The organism is Pseudomonas sp. JAI120 (assembly GCF_014207255.1).
GTDB lineage: Bacteria > Pseudomonadota > Gammaproteobacteria > Pseudomonadales > Pseudomonadaceae > Aquipseudomonas.
This window is the reverse complement of the sequence record NZ_JACHCZ010000005.1, coordinates 421,259-442,281: the sequence shown is the minus strand read 5'-3', so window position 1 is coordinate 442,281 and position 21,023 is coordinate 421,259. Positions and strand designations below refer to the sequence as shown.

Genomic DNA, 21,023 nt, shown 5'->3' with positions numbered 1-21,023 from the left:
CACTCCTATAGGTCCAGCGAAACGCAGGGGCCGCTGCCGCGCGAGACGCAGGGCATCAGAAAGTCGGCCTGCTCGGCCGGGCTGAGGAAGCTGTCGCGGTGTTCGATGGCGCCGCCCTGGTGGCGCGTGATGCACTGGCCGCAGACCCCGCCACGGCACAGGTTGGGCACCTGTAATCCTGCGTGTTCCAGGGCTTCGAGCAGGCTTTGCTCGGCCTCGACCCGCAGGCGTCGGCCACTGCGCAGCAGGTGCAGGTCGAATGGCTGGCCGGGTTGTGCGCCCTTGAAGGCTTCCGAATGCACACGCTTGAGCGGCCAGCCGAGGCGTGCGGCGTGTTGCTCAACCGCCTCGAGCAAGGGCTGCGGACCGCAGGTGTAGACGTGGCTGCCCAGCGGTCGATTGCCGAGGATCCGGTCTAGGTCCGGGCGCCGATCGTAGGTGTGCAGGCGCGGGCCGAGGCGCTCTTGTAACTCGTCGAGATAGGCGTCGCTGAGGCCCGGACGGAACAGGTAATGCAGTTCGAAGTCGGCCTGCTGTTGTTCCATCGCGGCGATATAGGCCATGAACGGCGTGATCCCGATCCCGGCGGCGATGAGGATATGCAGGCGCGCGGTGCCATGGGGGGCGAACAGATTGGCCGGTGGTGAAATCTGCAAGGTGTCGCCGACCTGCACCTGCCTGTGCAGGTACTGCGAGCCACCGCGCGAGGCGTCTTGCAGGCGCACGGCGATGCGGTAGTGCTGGGGGTGCGCCGGGTCGCTGGTGAGTGAATAGGCGTTGCGCACCGTGCCTTCGGCCAGCGGCAGGTGCACCTGCACATGGCTGCCGGGCGAGAAGCCGGGCAGGCTGCCCGTGGCGGGTGTCAGGGTGAATTCGCGCACCACCGGCGTGAGCATGCGTGCTGCGCTGACCTGGACATTGAGGGCCGCGCTCATGGCTGGAACCCCGCGTAGGGCTGGTCGGGGTTGATGCACACGCCGAGATACGCCCCCAGGCGCCGGGAAAAATGCGTGCGGACCTCCAGCCCGACGTGGCAGCCGATGCAGTTCAACAGCGGCTCCGGCCCGGCCGCCTGGGTCAGGCCGCAGTGTGCGCAATACACCTGGCGCAGGCCCGGCGTGGTGCAGGTCATGTCGATCTCGTCGTCTTCCAGGCCAGCGGCGCGGGCCTCGCCGTGCACACGCCAGATAAAGGCTTCGTCGCCCAGCAGGTAGAGCCGGCAGCCCACGGTGGCGCTGGCCAGCGCCTGTTGCAGGCGCCGCGCAAAGTCGGGGTGTTCGCCGTTCAACAGCACGGGCATGTGCAGTTCGCTGATGAACGCTGCGCTGGCGGCGGCTGATTGCATCACCACGATGGGGCGGCTGCGGGTAGGCGTCATGCGGGCTCTCCACGGTGTGTGTTTGTTTCCTGTTGGGAGAGATACTTTCCTATGGGGAAAATCTTCTCAATCTGGAAAAAGGGCTATGCCTTTGGAGATAAGCCTTGTGCGCCGGCCATTCGGGGCATGGAAGTTGCTGGGCCTTTCGACCATGCAGAGCAACCGGACGGGGAGTTATCAAAGAGTGCTGACACGACCAAAAGGCTGGCCGCTCTGGTTGGGGCCTATACGCCGCGAACAGGCGCGCAGCGTGCGCAGGTTGTTGGCCGAGTTACCCCTGCACGCTGACGGTGCCTTGTCGGGTTTCCTGGACCGTTTCGACGCACTGCTGCCGCCTGCCAGGCTTAACCTGATCCTCGGCGGCGAAGACCTGGGCCCGACGCGGCGAGGGTGGGTCGACGGCTGCCAGGAGGTCGCGCGTTGCCCCTGGCGCGACGCGAGCGTGACGGACGCCCCTCAAGCCTGCGGACCGTGCCGGCAACGGGGCGTGCACCGTCTGGTGTGCGCGTTGCCCGAGGGTGAAAAGGGCGCATTGCTGCTCGACACCCCCCGGCGCGCCGGTGCCAGTTGGCGCCAGTTACTGGAAGAGGCGGCGCAGGCGGTAGGCGTGACCGTACGCCTGCGCAGCCATAACCGTGAGCAGCAGCGCAAACAGGCGACCTCCCGCCACGGCGCCCTGGCCCGTGAGCTGCATGATTCGGTGGCGCAGCAGTTGGGCTACCTGTCGTTCCAGGCCCATGGCTTACAGTCGCAGCTGGGCGAGCCGGCACTGCAGGACCTGTGCACCGGCCTGAGCCAACTGCAACGCCAGGTGCGCGAGCTGATCACCAGTGCGCGCCTGACCATGGACGGGCGCTCGCTGCGCCAGGCCCTGGCCGACTCGGTCGCGGAGTTCTCGCGGCGCTGCATCATTGTCTTCGAACTCGACAACCGCCTGGCCGACGACGCCCTGAGCCCTGAAACCGAATTGCAGATCCTGCAGATCATTCGCGAGGCCCTGGCCAATGCCGTGCGGCACTCCCACGCGCGCCACGTGCGCATCGAACTGCGCCAGACCCAGGATGGCGACGCCTCGGTGTCGGTGGAAGACGATGGCATCGGCTTGATCCCGGCCTGCGACGAGCACAACCATTTCGGCCTGGCGATTATCCGCGAGCGCGCCGCCAGCATCGGCGCACGGCTGAGCATAGAAGCGATCCGCCCGCACGGGGTGCGTGTGCACCTTGGCCTGCGTCGCCACCACGATCTGCCACAGGGGAGTCTCGATGGACTGCACGACCTTATTACTGATCGATGATCACCCGTTGTTTCGCAAGGGCCTGGCGCAGTTGTTCGATGCCAGCGGCGACTTCGAAGTGGTGGGGCAGGCGGCCAGCGGCCGCGAGGGCATCAACCTGGCCGTGAGCCTGACGCCGCAACAGGTGCTGCTGGATTTGCACATGCCGGGCCTCAGCGGATTACAGGTGCTGGATGAACTGCGCCAGTTGCGCCTGGATTGCCAGGTGGTGGTGCTCACCGCCTCCATGGACCGCGCCGAGTTGCTCACGGCCTTGCGCCTGGGCGCCAGCGGTTATGTGCTCAAGGAAACCGAGCCGGATGCGCTATTGGCGTATATGCGCAACTGTCACAAGGGCGCGATCGTGCTGGACTCGACCCTGATTGCCTTGCTCGCCGACCAGGCCGAGCCCACGCAAGCGTGTGAGGCAGCGGGCAGCGAAAACCTTACCGAGCGCGAAGGCCAGACCCTGGCGCTGATCGCCGCCGGCATGAGCAACAAACAGATCGGCCGGGAGCTGGGGATCAGCGACGGCACGGTGAAAATCTACGTGCGCAGCCTGTTGCAGAAGCTCGGCCTGCATTCGCGCCTGGAGCTGGCGGCCTGGGTGCACAGCGGCGCCTTGATGAAACACGAGGAGCGCCACTAGATGAGGGACAGCCCCGAAGCGTTTGCGCCGCCGCCAATGGACTTGATGGATTGCTTTCCCGCCGCCTTATTGCAACTGCGCGACAACGGTCAGATCGCCCATTTCAACCTGGCCTGGGCCGAGTTGATGGGCCCGCCCGGCGCGGAGCGCAACCTGATGGACTACGTGCATCAGGAAGACCGCCCGCTATGGCGCCAGGCCCTGAATGAACTGCGCCGCCGCCCCGACACCTCATTCAACCAGCGCCTGCGCTTTGTGCACCCCAACGGCGAATTGCGCTGGTTCGAGATCAGCCTCAAGCGCGGCCCCCAAGGTTTTTACCTGGTGGCCGGCGATGTCACCACGCACAAGCGCCGCGAAATCGCCTGGCAGGCCAGCCAGCGCAGTAGCATGAGCTTGCTCGACAGCATGCCGGGCCTGATCTATCGCGGCCGCAACAACCGCGACTGGACCATGGAATTCGTCAGCGCCGGCTGCCTGGAGCTGACCGGCTACCCCGCCGAGCGCCTGGTGGACAACCATGAGTTCACCTACAACAGCCTGATCCTGGCGCAGGATGCCGACTATGTGTGGCGCGAGGTGCAATATGCGTTGTCACGGCAGGAGCCGTTCGAGCTCAATTACCGGATTCGCTGCGCCGACCGGTCGATCAAGCACGTGTGGGAGAAGGGCGTGGGGATTTATGCGGATACCCGTGAGGTGTTGGGGATCGAGGGGGCTATTTTCGAGCGCCAGCTTTAACGGGTAAATGCAGCTCAAATGTGGGAGGGGCGGTGCGACGATTCGACTTGCCCCCGATGGCGGCCTGACAGCCGACCAGGATGTCAGGCCGAGTACATATCCGTTGCTGCGGTAACGGCCACTTAGGGTTCCGCTCTTACAGCGGGTCACTTTGGAAAAGAGCCCCAAAAGTAACCAAAAGGGCTCTTGCCCCACCACTCGGCACCTCGCTTAGGCTCGGTGTGCCCGTAATCCGACAGTGATTTGGGGGGCCGCCGCCACGCGCCATCCATGGCGCGGGGCGGCTAAACCGGCATCCCTGCCGGTTTACCTCCCCCAATCACTATCGGATTCCGGCCAGCGTGGTTAACGGGGCGCCTGAGATCAAGATCAAGATCCAAAGCAAGATCAAGGGCGGCTCTCTTCGCATCGTGGTTGCCGTTGGCGACTAGAACGTTGTGTAGATAGCCATGCTCTTCTCAAACTTAAAATAACTTACTGATTTTAAAAGTTAAAATTTCACCCTAAAGTCTTGAATTTTGCATAAGCAATTTCAGTCGACAGCATTCTTGTGGCGAGCGGGCTTGTCCCGCGTTGGGCTGCGCAGCAGCCCTACTTCGAAGCGGTAGTGGGGCCTCCCTCCCACATGGGTGACTCAATGCGCGCCTGCGGCCTTGTTCAGATCACTCTCGGCCCACTCCGTATACACACACGCATCCGCCGTCGCCCAGCGCACACGCACCGGGTCGCCGGCCTTGAGTGGCATGCCCGCAGCGGACAGCGCCTTGACCGTCATTGACGTGCCGCCGAGGGTTTTCACTGTGCAGGTCTGGCTTTCGCCGAGGAACAGCACCTCACTCACAATCGCCGACACTTCATTCCAGCCCGCCGCCAACGGTTGTTCAGCGGCCTGTTCGACACTCAGCGCCAGGGCTTTTTCCGGGCGCACCATCAGCAGCACATCCTGCTCGGTGCGCAGCCCGCTGGTCAGGCGGATCGACAGGGATTGGCCTTCGAACGCTGCCGCCGCGTTGCCCTGGGCCTTGAGCTTGAGGAAGTTGGAGTTGCCGAGGAACGACGCCACGAACGCGTTCGGCGGGTTCTGGTAGAGGTCGAAGCCGGTGCCCAGGCCGACGATCTTGCCGTGGCTGAAAATCGCGATGCGCAGGGACAGGCGCATGGCTTCTTCCTGGTCGTGGGTCACGTAGACGATGGTGATGCCCAGGCGCCGGTGCAGCTGGCGCAGTTCGTCCTGCAGGTCTTCGCGCAACTTCTTGTCGAGGGCGCCGAGGGGTTCGTCCATCAGCAGGATGCGTGGCTCGTACACCAGCGCGCGGGCGATGGCGACCCGTTGCTGTTGGCCGCCGGACAGTTGCGAAGGGCGGCGATGGGCGAACTGTTCCAGTTGCACCAGCTTGAGCATGGCGTCCACGCGCTTTTCGCGTTCGGCGCTGGCCAGTTTGCGAATCGCCAGGGGGAAGGCGATGTTGTCGCGCACCGACAAATGCGGGAACAGTGAGTAACGCTGGAACACCATGCCGATGTCGCGCTTGTGCGGCGGTACATTGACCAGTGATTGGCCGCTGACCAGGATCTCGCCGCTGCTTGGCGTTTCGAAGCCGGCAAGCATCGACAGTGTGGTGCTTTTGCCCGAGCCGCTGGAGCCGAGGAAGGTGAGGAATTCGCCGTCCTGGATGTCCAGCGAGATGTTGTCCACGGCAGCGAATTCGCCGTAGTGCTTATTCAGGTTGCGCAGGCTGACCAGGGGTTGGCCATGGCTCTGCGCGACATCGTTGATCACTGCACTCATGTTCTTCTCCTCGGCGCTCAAGCGCGGGTTTCGGTACGCCGGCGAACGGCGGCGGCAATCACCATGACCAGTACCGACAGGCCGATCAGCAGCGTCGACGCGACGGCGATCACAGGCGTCAGGTCCTGGCGCAGGGTGGTCCACATTTTTACGGGAAGGGTTTGCAGGGTCGGGCTGGCCATCATCACGCTGAGCACCACTTCGTCCCACGAGACCAGGAAGGCGAACAACGCACCGGCGACCATCCCCGGACGAATCGCCGGAAAGGTCACCTTGAACACCGCCTGCAACCGCGAGGCGCCGCAGATCACCGCCGCGTCTTCGATCGACTGGTCGAACAGCTTCAGCGAATTGATGATCGAGATGATGGTGAACGGCAGCGCCACGATCACATGGCTGACCACAAAGGCGAACATCGTGCCGGTGTAGCCAAGCTTGAGGAACAGCGCGTACACCGCCACGGCGATGATCACCAGCGGCACGATCATCGGCAGGGTGAACAGGCCATAGAGCAATTCGCGGCCGGGGAAGCGCCCACGCACCAGGGCAAAGGCGGTGGGCAGGCCCAGGGCGACGGCGAACACGGTGGTCAGCACGGCCACCTTGAGACTGGCCATGGCTGCGTTCATCCAGTCAGCGTTGGAGAAGAACTGGCCGTACCATTTCAACGTCCAGCCCGGCGGCGGGAACACCAGCCATTGCGACGAGCCGAACGACAGCAGCACGATAAACACGATCGGCAGCAGCAGGAACAGGCCAATCAACCCGGTGGTGGTGTAGAGGCCCAAGCGCATCCTGCGGCTCATGGCATTGGGGGTCAGGAGCATGACGGCTTACCTCGCGTTGCTGGCGCCAACCGGGGATTCCGGCTGAAGCTTCAGGTAGAAGTAGAACAGCACCAGCGTGATGAAGATCAGCAACGCGGCGCCGGCACTGGCCAGGCCCCAATTAAGGAACGATTGCACCTGCTGGATGATGAACTCGGGCAACATCATGTTCTGCGCACCGCCGAGCAGCGCCGGGGTGACGTAGTAACCGAGGGACATCACGAACACCATCAGGCCGCCGGAGAACAACCCCGGCCGGCACAGCGGCAGGAACACGCGGAAGAAGTTGGTCCACGGGCTCGCGCCGCAGATGGAGCCGGCCTGCAGGATCATCGGGTCGATGGCCTGCATGGTCGCCTGCAACGGCAGCACGATGAACGGGATCATGATGTAGCTCATGCCGATCACCACGCCGGTGAGGTTATGCACCATCTCCAGGGGCACATCGATGATGCCCATGGCCATCAGCGCCTTGTTGATCACCCCGGAGGCTTGCAGCAAGACCAGCCAGGAATAGGTGCGGGCGAGCAGGCTGGTCCACATCGACAGCAGCACAATATTCAGGATCCAGCGCCCCCAACCGCGCGGCACCAAGGTGATCGCCCAGGCCAGCGGAAAGCCCAGCAGCAGGCTGAACAGGGTCACCAGGCCCGCCACCGAAAAGGTGTTGAGCAGCACCCGTGCATAGGCCGAGTTGGCGAACAGCTGTTCATAGTTGCCCAGGCCCGGCACCGGCTCCAGCACGCCGCGCAGCAACAGGCCGATCAGCGGCGCCAGGAAGAACAGGCCGAGGAACAGCAGGGCCGGGATCAGGTTGCTCGAGCCCCGCCAGCGCTGCGCCAGGGACGGCGCCCCGGCCTTGGGCGAAACCGCGCCGGCAGCGCCGAGGGCGCTCCCGGTCGGTGTGGTTGCCGTCATTTTCATTTGACTAGCCATTCATTCCACCGTGTCGCAATTGCCGGACCGTTCTTGGCCCAGTAGGCGAAATCGAGGGTGATCTGGTCCTTGACGTAGGCGGTCGGCAGGTTCGGCGCGAGCACCGAATCCAGGCGCTGCACGCTGTCGATGTTCACCGGTGCATAGGCGGTCAGATTAGAGAAATCCGCCTGGCCCTTGGCGCTGCTGGCGTTGGCGAGGAACTTCATCGCAGCCGCTTTGTTTTTCGAACCTTTAGGCACGACGAGGATGTCGGCCATCACCAGGTTCTGCTTCCAGCTCACGCCCACGGGCGCGCCGTCTTCCTGCAGGGCATGGATGCGACCGTTCCAGAACTGGCCCATGCTGACTTCGCCGGACGCCAGCAACTGTTGCGACTGCGCACCGCCGCCCCACCAGACGATGTCTTTTTTGATGGTGTCGAGTTTCTTGAAGGCGCGGTCCAGGTCCAGGGGGTAGAGCTTGTCGGCCGGGACGCCGTCGGCCAACAGCGCCAGTTCGAGCACGCCGGGGCTTGGCCATTTGTAGAGGGCGCGTTTGCCGGGGTAGGTCTTGGTGTCGAACAGCGCGGTCCAGTCCTGGGGCTTGCCGGCGCCGAGCTTGCCTTCGTTGTAGCCGAGCACGAAGGAGAAGAAGAACGAGCCCACGCCATGGTCGGAGACGAAGCGCGGGTCGATCTTGTCGCGCTGGATCACCGAGAAGTCGAGGGGTTCGAGCAGTCCTTCGGCGGCGGCGCGCAAGGCGAAGTCGGCCTCGACATCCACCACGTCCCACTGCACGTTGCCGCTTTCGACCATGGCCTTGAGTTTGCCGTAGTCGGTGGGCCCATCCTGGACCACGGTAATGCCGCTGGCCTTGCTGAACGGGTCGGCCCAGGCCTGCTTCTGCGCATCCTGGGTGCTACCGCCCCAGCTCACGAAATTGACGCTTTCGGCCGCCATGGCCGCGTGAGTGGCCGTGGCCAATAAGCCCGCGAACAGCACCGCGGTTGCACGTTTGTTCAACACCATTTTCACGCCCTCATTTGTTTTGTTATTGAGCGGGCTTGGTAATGCCCGCCTATCGGGAGCAGTAGGTCCATCGGGGGCCTCTAATCGAGACCCCAAAAGGCGACCGTGCCAAGGGCTGTTATTGGTGCTCTCCCTGGCGGGCGCACTTGGCAGAAACGTTCGGTCTATGGAATATCATATTATGGTATTCCAAACTTTGTGCAAGCATTTTGCCTTACCGGTTATCCGTCATTCGGTGAAGGGAATGCTCTCGACCACCTCCAGGTCGTAGCCGGTCAGCCCTGCGTATTTGAGGGGCGGGCCGAGGTGACGCAGCTTGCCGACGCCGAGGTCCTGCAAGATCTGCGCCCCGGTGCCCACTTCGGAATAGATGCGCGACTGCGAACGGTTGAACTGGCGCGGCGCCTGCGTCAGTTGCGGCACGCGTTCCAGCAGGGCCTGGGACGATTCATGGTTGGCCAGTACCACCACTACGCCACTGCCTTCAGCAGCGACACGTTGCAAGGCCGCCCACAGCGTCCAGTTGGACGGGCCGCTGTAGTCGGCACCGACCAGGTCGCGCAGCGGGTCGATCACATGCACGCGCACCAGCGCCGGGGTATCGCGGTGCAACTGGCCCATCACCATGGCCATGTGCACGCCGCCGTCGATGCGGTCTTCAAAGGTGATCAGGCGGAATGTGCCGTGCACCGTGGGCAGGTCGCGTTCACCGATGCGCACCACGGTGCGTTCGGTGCTGAGGCGGTAGTGGATTAGGTCGGCGATGGTGCCGATCTTGATGCCGTGCCTGCGCGCGAAGATTTCCAGGTCGGGGCGGCGGGCCATGGTGCCGTCGTCGTTCATCACTTCGACGATCACCGAGGCCGGGGTGTGCCCGGCCAGGCGCGCCAGGTCGCAGCCGGCTTCGGTGTGGCCGGCGCGCGTCAACACGCCGCCATCCTTGGCGCGCAACGGGAAGATATGCCCCGGCTGCACGATATCGGCCGGTCCGGCATTGCTGTCGACGGCCGCTGCCACAGTGCGTGCGCGGTCGGCGGCGGAGATGCCGGTAGTCACGCCGCTGGCGGCTTCGATGGACACGGTAAACGCGGTGCTGAACACGCTGCCATTGCTCGGCACCATCTGTTCCAGGCCCAGGCGCTGGCAGTGTTCGTCGGTGAGGGTCAGGCAGATCAGGCCACGGGCTTCGCGGGCCATGAAACTGATAGTCTCGGCGGTGCAGCAGGCCGCAGGCAGCAACAGGTCGCCTTCGTTTTCCCGGTCTTCGTCGTCCACCAGGAGCACCATCTTGCCTTGGCGGTAGTCTTCGATGATGTCTGCGATGCTGTTGAAGGACATGGAGAGTGCTCGATTTGTTGGTTGTATGTATTATGGTATACCACAAAAACTCAACAAGAGGATGTCACGATGAAGGCCTACTGGATTGCCCATGTGGATGTGTCCGATGCAGAGCAATACACGCAGTACACCCAGCGCGCGCCGGCGGCGTTCGCAAAGTTTGGCGGACGGTTCCTGGCCAGGGGCGGGCGCAGTGAAGCGATGGAAGGCGGGCCGGCACGGCAGCGTAATGTGGTGATTGAGTTTGAGAGCTATGAGCAGGCGGTGGCGTGTTATGAGTCCGCTGAATATCAGGAGGCGAAGGCGCACCGTGAAGGGGCGGGGGTGGCGCAGATCATCATCGTGGAAGGGTTGGCGCCCTAGGTCATCAGGCCGAACATGGGCCAAATGTGGGAGGGGGCTTGCTCCCGATAGCAGTATGTCAGTCAATACATGAAGTGACTGAACTACCGCCATCGGGAGCAAGCCCCCTCCCACATTTGGACCTGGTTTACCTGAAGGTCAGCGGATGAAGTGGATCTTGCCGCTGTCGTCATTGCCGATGTAGATGCCATACACCCCAGCCTGGCGTTCCTCGATATACCGTTCGAGGATCTGCCGGATCGCCGGGTAGTAGATGCTGTCCCAGGGAATGTCCTCGGGCGCGAAGAACTTGTAGTCGAGGGTCTCCGGGCCGAACTGGCCGGTGATCTCCAGCGCGATGGCGCGGAAGATGATGTACACCTCGCTGATTTTCGGCACGCTGAAGATCGAGTAGGGCGAGAGGATCTCGGCACGTACTCCGCTTTCTTCCCAGACTTCACGCAACGCCGCCTGCTCAGTGGTTTCGCCACCTTCCATAAAGCCGGCAGGCAAGGTCCAGGTGCCCGGGCGGGGCGGGATCGCCCGTTGGCACAGCAGGTATTTGCCGTCCTGCTCGATGATGCAGCCGGCGATGATCTTGGGATTGATGTAGTGGATATAGCCGCAGCCCCGGCACATCAGGCGCTCATGGGTATCGCCCGGTGGCAGCTGGTGACCGAGGTCACTGCCGCCGCATGTCGGGCAAAAGCTGGGGCTGGCCAAGGTCAGTGACCTATGCGCGGTTCTTTCAGCGCGATGGGCAGGGTGATTTCCGGGATCTTGCCGGTTTCTTCCTGTTTGCGCTTGAGGTAGTCCAGGGCCACGGCGGCCGCAGCACGCACGTGATCGACGCAGGCCTGGTGGGCCGCCAGCGGGTCGCCGCTCTTGATCGCCTGGACCATGCGTTCCATTTCCTGGTTACTGGTGCCGCGACGGTTTTCCTGGGACACCGAGGTGGCGCGCAGGTAGCTGATGCGCGCCTGCAACTGGCGCAACTGGGTGGCCGCCACATGGTTGCCCGAACCTTCGAGCAGCACGTCGTAGAAGCCTTGGACCGAGTCGATGACCTGTTGCAGCTCGCCGTCCTTGAGGGCCTTGCGGTTTTCTTCCAGGGCTTTTTCCAGGGCCTTGATGTCCTTGGCCTTGGCGCGCAGGGTGAACAATTGCACGATCAAGCCTTCGAGCACGCAGCGCAGTTCATAGATGTCGACGGCGTCGGCCAGGGTAATGATCGCCACCTGCGGGCCTTTGGCATCGGCGAATTCCACCAGGCCTTCGGACTCCAGGTGACGCAAGGCTTCGCGTACCGAGGTGCGGCTGACGCCGAGGCGGTCGCACAGGTCGCGCTCCACCAGGCGGTCACCGGGCAGCAGTTGGAAGTTCATGATGGCGCTGCGCAGTTTTTCCAGCACGATTTCGCGCAGGGTGACCGGGTTGTGATTGACCTTGAAGCTGTCGTCGAGGGGCGCGCGTTTCATGGGGTCTGCTCTGAATTTAGCGGTTAACTGGAGGCCTCGGCCGGCCGGGGCCGATTGAGGGCCGAAAATCGTGCCCAAGTTTATCATGCTGCGTTCCTTAAGCGACAAACCCTCACGGCCCCCGCGCGCCTCAGGCCAGCGCCGGCAGCGGGCCCAGCTTGCCCTTGTGGTAGATCATCGGCGTGACCGGCTCCTTGGGCAGGATCAGGTTCTTTACCGCACCGACGATGATTGCGTGATCGCCGCCGTCGTATTCGCGCCACAGCTCGCACTCGATGATCGCCGTGGCCTTGGCCAGCAGCGGGTTGCCCAACTCGCTCAGGTGCCACTCGATGCCCTTGGCCTTTTCCTTGCCCTTGCTGGCGAAAGCATAGGCCTCGGCGGTCTGGTCGGCGGACAGCAAGTGGATCGCGAAGCGCTTGCTGTCGCGCAGGATCGGGTAGGTGTCCGACGCATAGTTAGGGCAGAACAGCACCAGCGCCGGGTCGATCGACAGTGCGCTGAACGCACTGGCGGTAATGCCGACGATGCCGCCGTCCGGGTCGAGGGTGGTGACCACCGTGACCCCGGAGGGGAATGAGCTCATGACGTCTTTGTAAATGCCGGGTTCGATCATGGTCGGGGTCTCTTAACGCATCACGAAAGGATCAGGCATAGGCGCCTGGGAGAGGTTGATCCACACCGTCTTCAGCTCGGTGTAGGCGAGCACCGAATCGATGCCGCTTTCACGTCCGTAGCCGCTGTTCTTGAAGCCGCCGATAGGCGCCATCGCCGACACGGCCCGGTAGGTGTTGACCCAGATGATCCCCGAGCGCACGTCCCGCGCCAGGCGGTGGGCGCGGCCGAGGTCGCGGGTCCAGATGCCGGCGGCGAGGCCGAATTGCGAGTCGTTGGCGATGGCCAGCGCTTCGGCTTCGTCCTTGAAACGGATGACCGAGGCCACCGGGCCGAACACTTCTTCCTGCATGATCTTCATCGAATTGCTGTCGCACTCGAACAAGGTCGGCTCATAGAACCAGCCTTCACCGAGGTTCTGCGGGCGCTTGCCGCCGGTGCGCAGGCGCGCGCCTTCGGCGATGGCGTCCGCCACCAGGCGTTCGACCACGGCCAGTTGCTGCGCGGTGGCCATGGGGCCCATTTCGCTGGCGTCGTCCTGGGGGTTGCCGATGCGGATGCGCTCGGCGCGCGCCACCAGGCGCTCGACGAATTCGTCGTAGATTTCATCCTGCACCAGCAGGCGCGAGCCGGACACGCAGCTCTGCCCGGACGCTGCATAGATCCCGGCAATCGCACCGTTGATGGCACTGTCGAGGTCGGCGTCGGCAAAGATGATATTCGGCGATTTGCCGCCCAGTTCCAGGGACAGCTTGGCGAAGTTCTCCGCGCTGCTGCGCACCACATGGCGGGCCGTGGCCGCGCCGCCGGTGAAGGCGATCTTGCGCACCAGTGGGTGGCGGGTGAGGGCGGCGCCGGTGCTGGGGCCGTAGCCGGTGACCACGTTGACCACGCCCGGCGGGATCCCGGCTTCGAGGGCCAGGCGCGCGAGTTCGAGGATGGTCGCCGAGGCGTGCTCCGACGGCTTGATCACGATGGTATTGCCCGCCGCCAGGGCCGGTGCGAGTTTGATCGCGGTCAGGTACAGCGGGCTGTTCCACGGAATGATCGCGGCGACCACGCCCATGGCTTCGTGCACGGTGTAGGCGAACAGGTCGGGCTTGTCCAGCGGCAGGGTGCCGCCTTCGAGCTTGTCGGCCAGGCCGGCGGTGTAGTGGAAAAACTCCGGCAGGTAGCTGACCTGGCCACGGGTTTCGCGGATCAGCTTGCCGTTGTCGCGGCTTTCCAGTTGGGCCAGTTGTTCCTTGTTCTCGGCGATCAGGTCGCCCAGGCGGCGCAGCAATTTGCCCCGTGCTGTGGCGGTGAGGCCACGCCAGGCCGGGCTGTCGAACGCGCGTTGCGCGGCCTGCACGGCGCGCTCTACATCGGCCTCATCGGCGTCGGGCAGTTGCGCCCAGGGTTCGGCCAGCGCCGGGTTGAGGCTGTCGAAAGTCTTGCCGGACAGGGCATCGACCCATTCACCGCCGATGCACATCTGGAAGCGTGCGAGTGTCATGCAACGATCCCCTTGATTGGATTGTTTTGGGCGTACACCGTGTCGAGGAAGCCCAGCAGCAGCTGGTTGACCAGGCGTGGCGATTCTACCGGCATCATATGCCGTTGCTCGGCCAGCACCGCAACGGTGGCGCCGGGAATACGATCGGCCAGTTGCCGGGCCATTTCCGGGGTTGAACCGGGGTCGAGTTCGCCGGTGGCGACCAGGGTCGGTACGCGCAGGCCCTTGAGGTCGTCGGCGCGGTACATGTCCTGGGTCGCAAACAGTTCGTAGGTGGTCAGGTAGCCCTGGGGGTCGTTGCCCGCCAGGGTTTCACGCAGGGCGGCGATCTGCGCCGGGTTGGCCGCCTGGTATTCACGGCTGAACCAGCGCGACAACGCGGCTTCGGCATTCGCATCCGGGCCGTGTTCCGCAGCCTGGGCGGTGCGTGCGATCACGCCGGCACGCTGTTCGGGGCTGCGGTTGAACACACTGTTGAGCACTACCAGGGATTTGAGGCGCTCGGGGTAGTGCAGGGCAAACGCCCGGGCGACCAGGCCGCCCATGGAAAAACCGATCACCGTGGCCTGGGGCAGTTGCAGGTGGTCGAGCAGCTCCAGCAACTGGTCGGCATACCCCAGCAGCGGCGTGCCGGCGGCCGGGCGCGGACTGGCGCCATGACCGAGCATGTCATAGCTGATCACGCGGTAATTCGTGGCCAGGCCAACGACTTGCCCGCCCCACATTTCTTTATTCAGGCCCACGCCGTGGATCAAAACCACAGGCTGGCCTTGGCCGGTCGCCAGATAACTGGTGCCAGCCGGGGTGCGTTCAGCGGTGAGCCGAATCATGGAGCGCTCCTGCATGCTTTTTGTTTTGGCCGGTGTTGCTTACTGGGCGTTTTCAGCGGCCAGCTCTTCCAGGTCGATATAGCGGTTGCCGATACGAGGGTGCAGGCGGCCGCCATCGGCGCAGCCCAATACCACGACGATTTCATCGGCACGCGGCGCATCTTCGATCTGCATTTCCAGGGTGATGTAGTGCGAACGCAGGCCTTCGTCGTCCTTGTGCATCATCGGGATCTGGATCGAGGTGCCCGGACCGCCGCGCTTGTTGGTGAAGCTCAAGTAGCTTTTGGCCTTGACCGCTTCACGGTAGTGATTGCCGAAGCGCAGGGTGTGGATGATCGCGCTCGCGTGTTCGATCTCGCCATCGGCACCGACCACGGCGGCCTTGCCATACGCCTCGATGTTTTCAGCGCCGCCAATAATGCCCACCAGGCGCTCGACCATCAGCGCGCCGAGGTCGGAGCAATTGGCCCGGATTTCCGGCTTGAGGTCTTCGACGAAGCCACGACCCAGCCATGGATTCTTCAGCACCACGGCGAGGCCGACCATTTTCACCGGGGTGTCTGCGGCCTTGCCGCCTTCGATGAAGGTTTCTTCTACGTAGCTGACGATTTTGCGGATTTCGAAACTCATGAGCGGCTCCATCAGGTGTGGGGGAGTGGGTTGCGTATGATGGTATACCATAATACGCAAAGCACAAGCGTCGCAAATGAGTTTGCGTGGGGTAAGGCGTTAAAGGGTGAGGCTGAGATTTTCTCGGATCGATGTTAAAAAATGTTAGATAGAAAAAATACTTCACATAATCCGTTCATTGGTGGATGATCGATCCCAATTCCAACGCGGCTCGCCGGTGTGGTGTCAGCCGCCGTTTTCCCCTGGAGTACCCCATGAATAATAAGAATGTCGGTGTGATCGGTTTGGGCGCGATGGGGCTTGGTATTGCCCGCTCGCTGTTGCGCGCAGGCTTCAATGTGCATGCCTGTGATGTGCGTGAGGCGGTCACCCAGCAGTTCGCCGGCGAAGGCGGGGTGGCGTGCGCGTCACCGGCGCAGATGGCCGAGGCCTGTGATGTGATCATCACGGTGGTGGTTAACGCCGAACAGACTGAGACCGTATTGTTCGGCGAAGGCGGTGCCGTGGCTGCATTGCGCCCTGCGAGCCTGGTGATCGGCTGTGCCACCGTGGCCCCGACCTACGCCGTGGACCTCGGCCAGCGCCTGGGCGAACACGGCCTGCTGTACCTGGATGCGCCGATTTCCGGCGGTGCGGCCAAGGCCGCCGCCGGTGAGATGACCATGATGACGTCCGGCCCGCAGGCCGCCTATGCCAAGGCCGATGCGGTGCTGGCGGGCATGGCCGGCAAGGTGTATCGCCTGGGCGACGTCCATGGCCTGGGTTCCAAGGTCAAGATTATCAACCAGTTGCTCGCCGGCGTGCATATCGCCGCCTCCGCCGAAGCCATGGCCCTGGGCCTGCGCGAAGGGGTGGACGCCGATGCCTTGTACGAGGTGATCACCCACAGCGCCGGCAATTCCTGGATGTTCGAAAACCGCGTGCCGCACATTCTCAAGGCCGACTACACGGCACTGTCGGCGGTGGATATTTTCGTCAAGGACCTCGGCCTGGTGCTGGATACCGCGCGTGCGAGCAAGTTTCCGCTGCCGTTGTCGGCCACTGCGCACCAGATGTTCATGCAGGCTTCAAGCGCCGGTTTTGGCCGCGAGGACGACTCGGCGGTGATCAAGATTTTCCCTGGCATCGACCTGCCGACGGCCAAGCCCGAGCCGGTGTAAGGAACACTTTATGACTAACCACACCACGCGCCCGTTGCTGGGCTGCATCGCCGACGATTTCACCGGCGCCACCGACCTGGCCAACATGCTGGTGCGCGGCGGTATGCGCACGGTGCAGAGCATTGGCATCCCCAGCCGCGAAGTCGCGGACGGGCTGGATGCGGACGCCATCGTCATCGCCCTCAAGTCGCGTACCACGCCGGTCGCAGAGGCTGTGGAGGAATCCCTGGCCGCGCTGGACTGGCTGCGCGAGCAGGGCTGCGAACAGATTTTCTTCAAGTATTGCTCGACCTTTGACTCCACCGCCGCCGGCAATATCGGCCAGGTCAGCGAGGCCTTGCTCAAGGCGTTGGGCGGTGATTTTACCCTGGCCTGCCCGGCGTTCCCCGAAAACGGCCGGACGATTTTCCGTGGCCACCTGTTTGTGCAGGACCAGCTGCTCAATGAGTCGGGCATGCAACATCACCCGCTGACGCCCATGGGCGACGCGAACCTGGTGCGCGTGCTGCAGAGCCAGACGCAACTGCCGGTCGGGTTGCTGCGGTACGACAGCATCGCCGCGGGCGTCGAGGCGACCCGTAAAAAAATCGCCGAACTGCGCGAGCAAGGTGTGGGTATTGCCATCGCCGATGCGCTGTCCGATCAAGACCTCTACACCCTCGGCAGCGCCTGCGCCGACTTGCCTTTGCTCACGGGTGGCTCGGGCCTGGCCTTGGGTTTGCCAGGCAATTTCCGCCGTGCCGGTAAGCTGCGCGACTTCGATGCGGCGACGCTGCCGACTATCAGCGGTGGCGAGGTGGTGCTCGCCGGCAGTGCCTCGGTGGCGACCCTCGGCCAGGTTGCGGCCTGGTGCGAGGCGGGCCGCCCGGCGTTGCGCATTGATCCCATCGCCCTGGCTGCCGGTGAACCGGTGGTGGCGCAGGCGCTGGCGTTTGCCCGCGACAGTGCACACACCGTATTGATCTACACCACCAGCACCCCCGCCGAGGTCAAGGCCGTGCAAGAGCAACTCGGCGTCGAACGCGCGGGTGCCCTGGTGGAGAACGCCTTGGGCGAGATCGCTGCGGGCTTGCGCGAGCAAGGCGTGCGGCGTTTCGTGATCGCCGGCGGGGAAACCTCCGGGGCGGTAGTCAAGGCGCTCGGCGTCAACCTGCTGCAGATCGGCGCGCAGATCGACCCCGGCGTGCCGGCCACAGTCAGCAGTTCCACCGAGCCGCTGGCGCTGGCGCTCAAATCCGGCAACTTCGGTGGCCGTGAGTTCTTTGCCAAGGCCCTTGCGCACCTGGCCGGAGGTGCCCAATGACTGGCATCGACGAACAGGCCCTGCGCGAAGAGATCTGCGACGTCGGCCACAGCCTGTATCAACGTGGCTACACCGTTGGCAGCGCCGGCAATATCAGTGCGCGCCTCGACGATGGTTGGTTGATTACTCCCACCGACGTCTGCCTGGGTCGCTTGGCGCCTGGGGCGATTGCCAAGGTCAACCTGCAAGGCGAGTGGGTGTCCGGGGACAAACCCTCGAAGACCCTGGCCCTGCACCGTCAGGTGTACGACCGCAACCCCTCGGTGGGCGGTGTGGTGCACACCCATTCCACCCACCTGGTGGCGTTGACCCTGGCCGGGGTATGGCGGGCGGACGATATTCTGCCGCCGCTCACGCCCTATCAGGTGATGAAGGTCGGGCACATTCCTTTGATCGGCTACCAGCGTCCGGGCTCGCCCAACGTCGCCGAGCAAGTCGCGCAGCTGGCCAACAGCGTGCGTGGGGTGATGCTCGAACGCCTGGGGCCGGTGGTCTGGGAAAGCTCGGTGGCCAAGGCCAGCTACGCCTTGGAAGAGTTGGAAGAAACCGCCCGGCTCTGGCTGATGAGCAATCCCCGGCCCGAGCCGCTGAGCCAGGCCGCCTTGGATGAACTGCGCGAGACGTTCGGCGCGCACTGGTAAGCCGTAGACCGACACTGCAAGCCCCCCGCGAGACCCGCCTGCGGATCGTGACGGGAGCGGCTTGCGCCAAAAAAACAATAACAACAGGACATTCTCGAATGAGCCCACTGATTTTGATGTTGACCGCTGGCGCGGGTATCGCGCTGCTGCTGTTTCTGGTCCTCAAGTACAAATTCCAGCCGTTTGTCGCGTTGATGCTGGTGAGTATCGTGGTGGCGCTGGTGGCCGGGGTAAAACCGGCTGACCTGGTGGCGACCATCGAAGGTGGCATGGGCAAGACCCTTGGCCATATCGCGATCATCATTGCTCTGGGCGCGATGATCGGGCGGATCATCGAGCTGTCAGGCGGTGCCGAAGCCTTGGCCAGGTCGTTGATCGAGCGGTTTGGCAACAGCCGCACGCCGCTGGCGCTGACCATCGCCGGGTTCATCATCGGCGTGCCGGTGTTCTTTGAAGTCGGGGTGATCATCCTGATGCCGCTGGCGTATGGCGTGGCACGTCGGGCACGCAAGCCGCTGCTGGTGTTCGCCTTGCCGATGTGTGCGGCGCTGCTCACCGTGCATGCGTTCCTGCCGCCCCATCCGGGTGCCGTTGCCGCCGCCAGCCAACTCGGTGCTGACCTGGGCCGGGTGCTGATGTTCGGTCTGCCGATCACCGCATTGTTGTGCTACATCGGTTACCGCGTGGCGGGGCGCATGACCCGACGCTTCTATCCGATGACCGACGATATCCGTGCCGAAGTCTATGGCCCCCACGTGACCAATGAAGACCTGCGGGCCTGGACCAACGGCAATCACCAGGCGGTGCAACAGAGCGCTGTGGCCGAGTCCCATATGGGCCTTGAAGAGTCCACCAGCGCCATCGCCGCCAAGCTACCGGCGGCGCCTGCACCCGGTTTCGGCCTGATTGTCAGCCTGATCCTGCTGCCGATTGTGCTGATTTTGCTGGGCACCCTGGCCACTTCGCTGCTGCCGGTCGACTCGACCCTGCGCGGGGTGATGACCGTGCTCGGGGCGCCGCTGGTGGCGCTGCTGATCGACACCTTGCTGTGTGCCTGGCTGCTCGGCTCGCGCCGTGGCTGGAGCCGCAGCCAGGTCTCCGACGTGATCGGCTCGGCGTTGCCGGGCGTGGCGATGGTTATCCTGATCGCCGGCGCCGGTGGCGTGTTCGGCAAGGTGCTGGTGGACACCGGCATCGGCGCGGTAGTCTCCGACATGCTGCGCACCACCGGCCTGCCGGTGCTGGCCCTGGGCTTTTTGCTGACCATGTTGCTGCGCGCGGTGCAGGGTTCGACCACAGTGGCCCTGGTCACCACGGCGGGGATCATCAGCCCGCTGATCGTGACCCTCAACCTCACCCCCAACCACCTGGCGCTGCTGTGCCTGGCCATGGGCGGTGGCGGGCTGGCGATGTCGCATATCAACGATGCCGGCTACTGGATCTTCACCAAGCTTGCCGGGCTCAACGTGGCCGACGGTTTGCGCACGTGGACGGTGATCACCACCTTGCTCGGCACCTTGGGTTTCTTGATTACCCTGCTGATCTGGCCTTTTGTCTGACTCTTGGGAGCTTTTATGCCTCGTTTTGCTGCCAACCTGAGCATGCTGTACCCGCAACATGATTTTCTCGAGCGCTTCGCGGCTGCGAAGGCCGATGGTTTTGACGCGGTGGAATACCTGTTCCCCTACGACTACAGCGCCGAGGCACTCAAGCAACGCCTGAGTGACAACGGCCTGGTGCAGGCGTTGTTCAACGCGCCGCCCGGTGACTGGGCGGCGGGGGAGCGGGGCATCGCGAGCCTGCCGGGGCGTGAGGCCGAGTTTCGCAGTGGCTTCGAGCGCGCGTTGGAATACGCCGCCGTGCTCGGCAACGACCGCGTGCACGTTATGGCCGGCTTGCTGCCCTCGGAAAACCTGCGCCAGCGCCATCAGGCCGTGTACCTGGAAAACCTCGCCTACGCCAGCGCCGCGGCGGCTGAGGTTGGCGTCACCGTGTTGCTGGAGCCGATCAACACCCGCGACATGCCGGGGTTTTTCCTCAACCGCCAGGACCAGGCCCACGCCATCTGCCGGGAGGTCGGTGCGCGCAACCTCAAGGTGCAGTTTGACTGCTACCACTGCCAGATCGTCGAAGGTGACTTGGCCACCAAGCTGCGCCGCGACATCGATGGCATTGGCCATATCCAGATTGCCGGAGTACCGGACCGTCACGAGCCTGACCTGGGCGAGCTGAACTACGGCTTCCTGTTCGAACTGATGGACCAGTTGGGCTACGACGGCTGGGTCGGCTGCGAATACCGGCCAAAGGGCGACACCTCGGCGGGCCTGCAATGGTTGCGGGACTGGAAAGCGGCTCGGTAGTCGACGAGCCTCTGTGTCGGTTCGGTTCAAATGTGGGAGGGGCGGTGCGACGATTCGTCTTGCCCCCGATAGCTGTGTGTCAGCCAACACCTCTACCAACCATGCCACCGCCATCGAAGCCTCGCTAAAGCTCGACATCACCCACAGGGATCAGCGGTGCTCACGAGATCTATAGCCGAGCAACTTCCCACCTGCCAACCGAGCTCAAATGTGGGAGGGGGCTTG

The 21,023-nt window shown here is 63.8% G+C and carries 22 protein-coding genes; 9 read left to right on the top strand and 13 right to left on the bottom strand.

Annotated features, from left to right (window positions below):
- Window positions 1-5 precede the first annotated feature (5 nt).
- Both HDC32_RS25625 and HDC32_RS25620 read right to left on the bottom strand, forming a co-directional pair.
- Complete coding sequence (locus HDC32_RS25625; RefSeq protein WP_184746037.1) at window positions 6-935, bottom strand: PDR/VanB family oxidoreductase; 930 nt, start codon at window positions 933-935, stop codon at window positions 6-8.
- Window positions 932-1,378 carry a dimethylamine monooxygenase subunit DmmA family protein gene (locus HDC32_RS25620; RefSeq protein ID WP_145338776.1) on the bottom strand — a complete coding sequence of 149 codons (447 nt, stop codon included), beginning with the start codon at window positions 1,376-1,378 and terminating at the stop codon, window positions 932-934. Before HDC32_RS25620 ends, HDC32_RS25625 begins: the two co-directional genes overlap by 4 nt.
- Window positions 1,379-1,628: 250 nt before the next feature.
- Between HDC32_RS25620 and HDC32_RS25615 the strand changes: the two genes are divergently transcribed.
- From HDC32_RS25615 to HDC32_RS25605, 3 genes are read left to right on the top strand one after another with little or no spacing between them, the layout of a single operon-like run.
- Window positions 1,629-2,675, top strand: coding sequence for an ATP-binding protein (locus tag HDC32_RS25615; RefSeq protein WP_167655034.1), 1,047 nt, complete (start codon window positions 1,629-1,631; stop codon window positions 2,673-2,675).
- Entirely contained in the window at window positions 2,644-3,303 is a 660-nt protein-coding gene (locus HDC32_RS25610; RefSeq protein WP_131698771.1) for a response regulator, read from the top strand. The genes HDC32_RS25615 and HDC32_RS25610 overlap by 32 nt, the downstream gene beginning before the upstream one ends.
- Window positions 3,304-4,044 carry a PAS domain-containing protein gene (locus HDC32_RS25605; protein ID WP_131698770.1) on the top strand — a complete coding sequence of 247 codons (741 nt, stop codon included), beginning with the start codon at window positions 3,304-3,306 and terminating at the stop codon, window positions 4,042-4,044.
- A gap of 634 nt (window positions 4,045-4,678) precedes the next feature.
- Here HDC32_RS25605 and HDC32_RS25600 read toward each other — a convergent pair.
- From HDC32_RS25600 to ribBA, 5 genes are all read right to left on the bottom strand, one after another.
- Window positions 4,679-5,833: an ABC transporter ATP-binding protein gene (locus HDC32_RS25600; protein ID WP_184746035.1), complete on the bottom strand. Its 1,155-nt coding sequence runs from the start codon at window positions 5,831-5,833 to the stop codon at window positions 4,679-4,681.
- Between the two features lie 17 nt (window positions 5,834-5,850).
- Window positions 5,851-6,660: an ABC transporter permease gene (locus HDC32_RS25595; RefSeq protein WP_010567348.1), complete on the bottom strand. Its 810-nt coding sequence runs from the start codon at window positions 6,658-6,660 to the stop codon at window positions 5,851-5,853.
- Window positions 6,661-6,666: 6 nt separating this feature from the next.
- A complete protein-coding gene (locus HDC32_RS25590; RefSeq protein WP_065926398.1) occupies window positions 6,667-7,584 on the bottom strand; it encodes an ABC transporter permease in 918 nt (305 codons plus the stop codon).
- A complete protein-coding gene (locus HDC32_RS25585; RefSeq protein WP_027603596.1) occupies window positions 7,581-8,606 on the bottom strand; it encodes an ABC transporter substrate-binding protein in 1,026 nt (341 codons plus the stop codon). Before HDC32_RS25585 ends, HDC32_RS25590 begins: the two co-directional genes overlap by 4 nt.
- A 228-nt stretch (window positions 8,607-8,834) precedes the next feature.
- Window positions 8,835-9,944 (bottom strand): bifunctional 3,4-dihydroxy-2-butanone-4-phosphate synthase/GTP cyclohydrolase II, encoded by a 1,110-nt coding sequence (gene ribBA, locus HDC32_RS25580; protein WP_184746033.1) that lies wholly within the window; start codon window positions 9,942-9,944, stop codon window positions 8,835-8,837.
- 69 nt (window positions 9,945-10,013) lie between these two features.
- Between ribBA and HDC32_RS25575 the strand changes: the two genes are divergently transcribed.
- On the top strand, window positions 10,014-10,307 hold the full coding sequence (locus tag HDC32_RS25575; RefSeq protein WP_053139511.1) for a DUF1330 domain-containing protein: 294 nt from the start codon (window positions 10,014-10,016) through the stop codon (window positions 10,305-10,307).
- A gap of 138 nt (window positions 10,308-10,445) precedes the next feature.
- Here the strand turns inward: HDC32_RS25575 and HDC32_RS25570 are convergent, their stop codons facing one another.
- The 6 genes from HDC32_RS25570 to HDC32_RS25545 form a co-directional block, all read right to left on the bottom strand.
- The gene (locus HDC32_RS25570; RefSeq protein WP_131698765.1) at window positions 10,446-11,009 is read right to left on the bottom strand and encodes an NUDIX hydrolase; all 564 of its coding nucleotides are present in this window, start codon (window positions 11,007-11,009) and stop codon (window positions 10,446-10,448) included.
- 2 nt (window positions 11,010-11,011) lie between these two features.
- A complete protein-coding gene (locus tag HDC32_RS25565; RefSeq protein WP_027603600.1) occupies window positions 11,012-11,764 on the bottom strand; it encodes a GntR family transcriptional regulator in 753 nt (250 codons plus the stop codon).
- Window positions 11,765-11,894: 130 nt separating this feature from the next.
- Window positions 11,895-12,380 (bottom strand): flavin reductase family protein, encoded by a 486-nt coding sequence (locus tag HDC32_RS25560; RefSeq protein ID WP_053139508.1) that lies wholly within the window; start codon window positions 12,378-12,380, stop codon window positions 11,895-11,897.
- A gap of 12 nt (window positions 12,381-12,392) precedes the next feature.
- Window positions 12,393-13,874, bottom strand: a complete 1,482-nt coding sequence (locus HDC32_RS25555) for an aldehyde dehydrogenase (protein WP_145338771.1) — start codon at window positions 13,872-13,874, stop codon at window positions 12,393-12,395.
- Window positions 13,871-14,704, bottom strand: a complete 834-nt coding sequence (locus tag HDC32_RS25550) for an alpha/beta fold hydrolase (RefSeq protein WP_131698763.1) — start codon at window positions 14,702-14,704, stop codon at window positions 13,871-13,873. Before HDC32_RS25550 ends, HDC32_RS25555 begins: the two co-directional genes overlap by 4 nt.
- 39 nt (window positions 14,705-14,743) lie before the next feature.
- Window positions 14,744-15,334 carry an amino acid synthesis family protein gene (locus tag HDC32_RS25545; protein ID WP_145338769.1) on the bottom strand — a complete coding sequence of 197 codons (591 nt, stop codon included), beginning with the start codon at window positions 15,332-15,334 and terminating at the stop codon, window positions 14,744-14,746.
- A gap of 185 nt (window positions 15,335-15,519) precedes the next feature.
- Between HDC32_RS25545 and ltnD the strand changes: the two genes are divergently transcribed.
- From ltnD to otnI, 5 genes are all read left to right on the top strand, one after another.
- The gene (gene ltnD / locus HDC32_RS25540; protein ID WP_260403726.1) at window positions 15,520-16,494 is read left to right on the top strand and encodes an L-threonate dehydrogenase; all 975 of its coding nucleotides are present in this window, start codon (window positions 15,520-15,522) and stop codon (window positions 16,492-16,494) included.
- Between the two features lie 10 nt (window positions 16,495-16,504).
- Window positions 16,505-17,797 carry a 3-oxo-tetronate kinase gene (gene otnK, locus HDC32_RS25535; RefSeq protein ID WP_184746031.1) on the top strand — a complete coding sequence of 431 codons (1,293 nt, stop codon included), beginning with the start codon at window positions 16,505-16,507 and terminating at the stop codon, window positions 17,795-17,797.
- Window positions 17,794-18,438 carry an aldolase gene (locus HDC32_RS25530; protein WP_131698759.1) on the top strand — a complete coding sequence of 215 codons (645 nt, stop codon included), beginning with the start codon at window positions 17,794-17,796 and terminating at the stop codon, window positions 18,436-18,438. The genes otnK and HDC32_RS25530 overlap by 4 nt, the downstream gene beginning before the upstream one ends.
- A 98-nt stretch (window positions 18,439-18,536) precedes the next feature.
- Window positions 18,537-19,997 (top strand): SLC13 family permease, encoded by a 1,461-nt coding sequence (locus HDC32_RS25525; protein ID WP_184746029.1) that lies wholly within the window; start codon window positions 18,537-18,539, stop codon window positions 19,995-19,997.
- A 15-nt stretch (window positions 19,998-20,012) separates the two neighbouring features.
- Window positions 20,013-20,798 (top strand): 2-oxo-tetronate isomerase, encoded by a 786-nt coding sequence (gene otnI, locus HDC32_RS25520; RefSeq protein WP_145338767.1) that lies wholly within the window; start codon window positions 20,013-20,015, stop codon window positions 20,796-20,798.
- Window positions 20,799-21,023 lie beyond the last annotated feature (225 nt).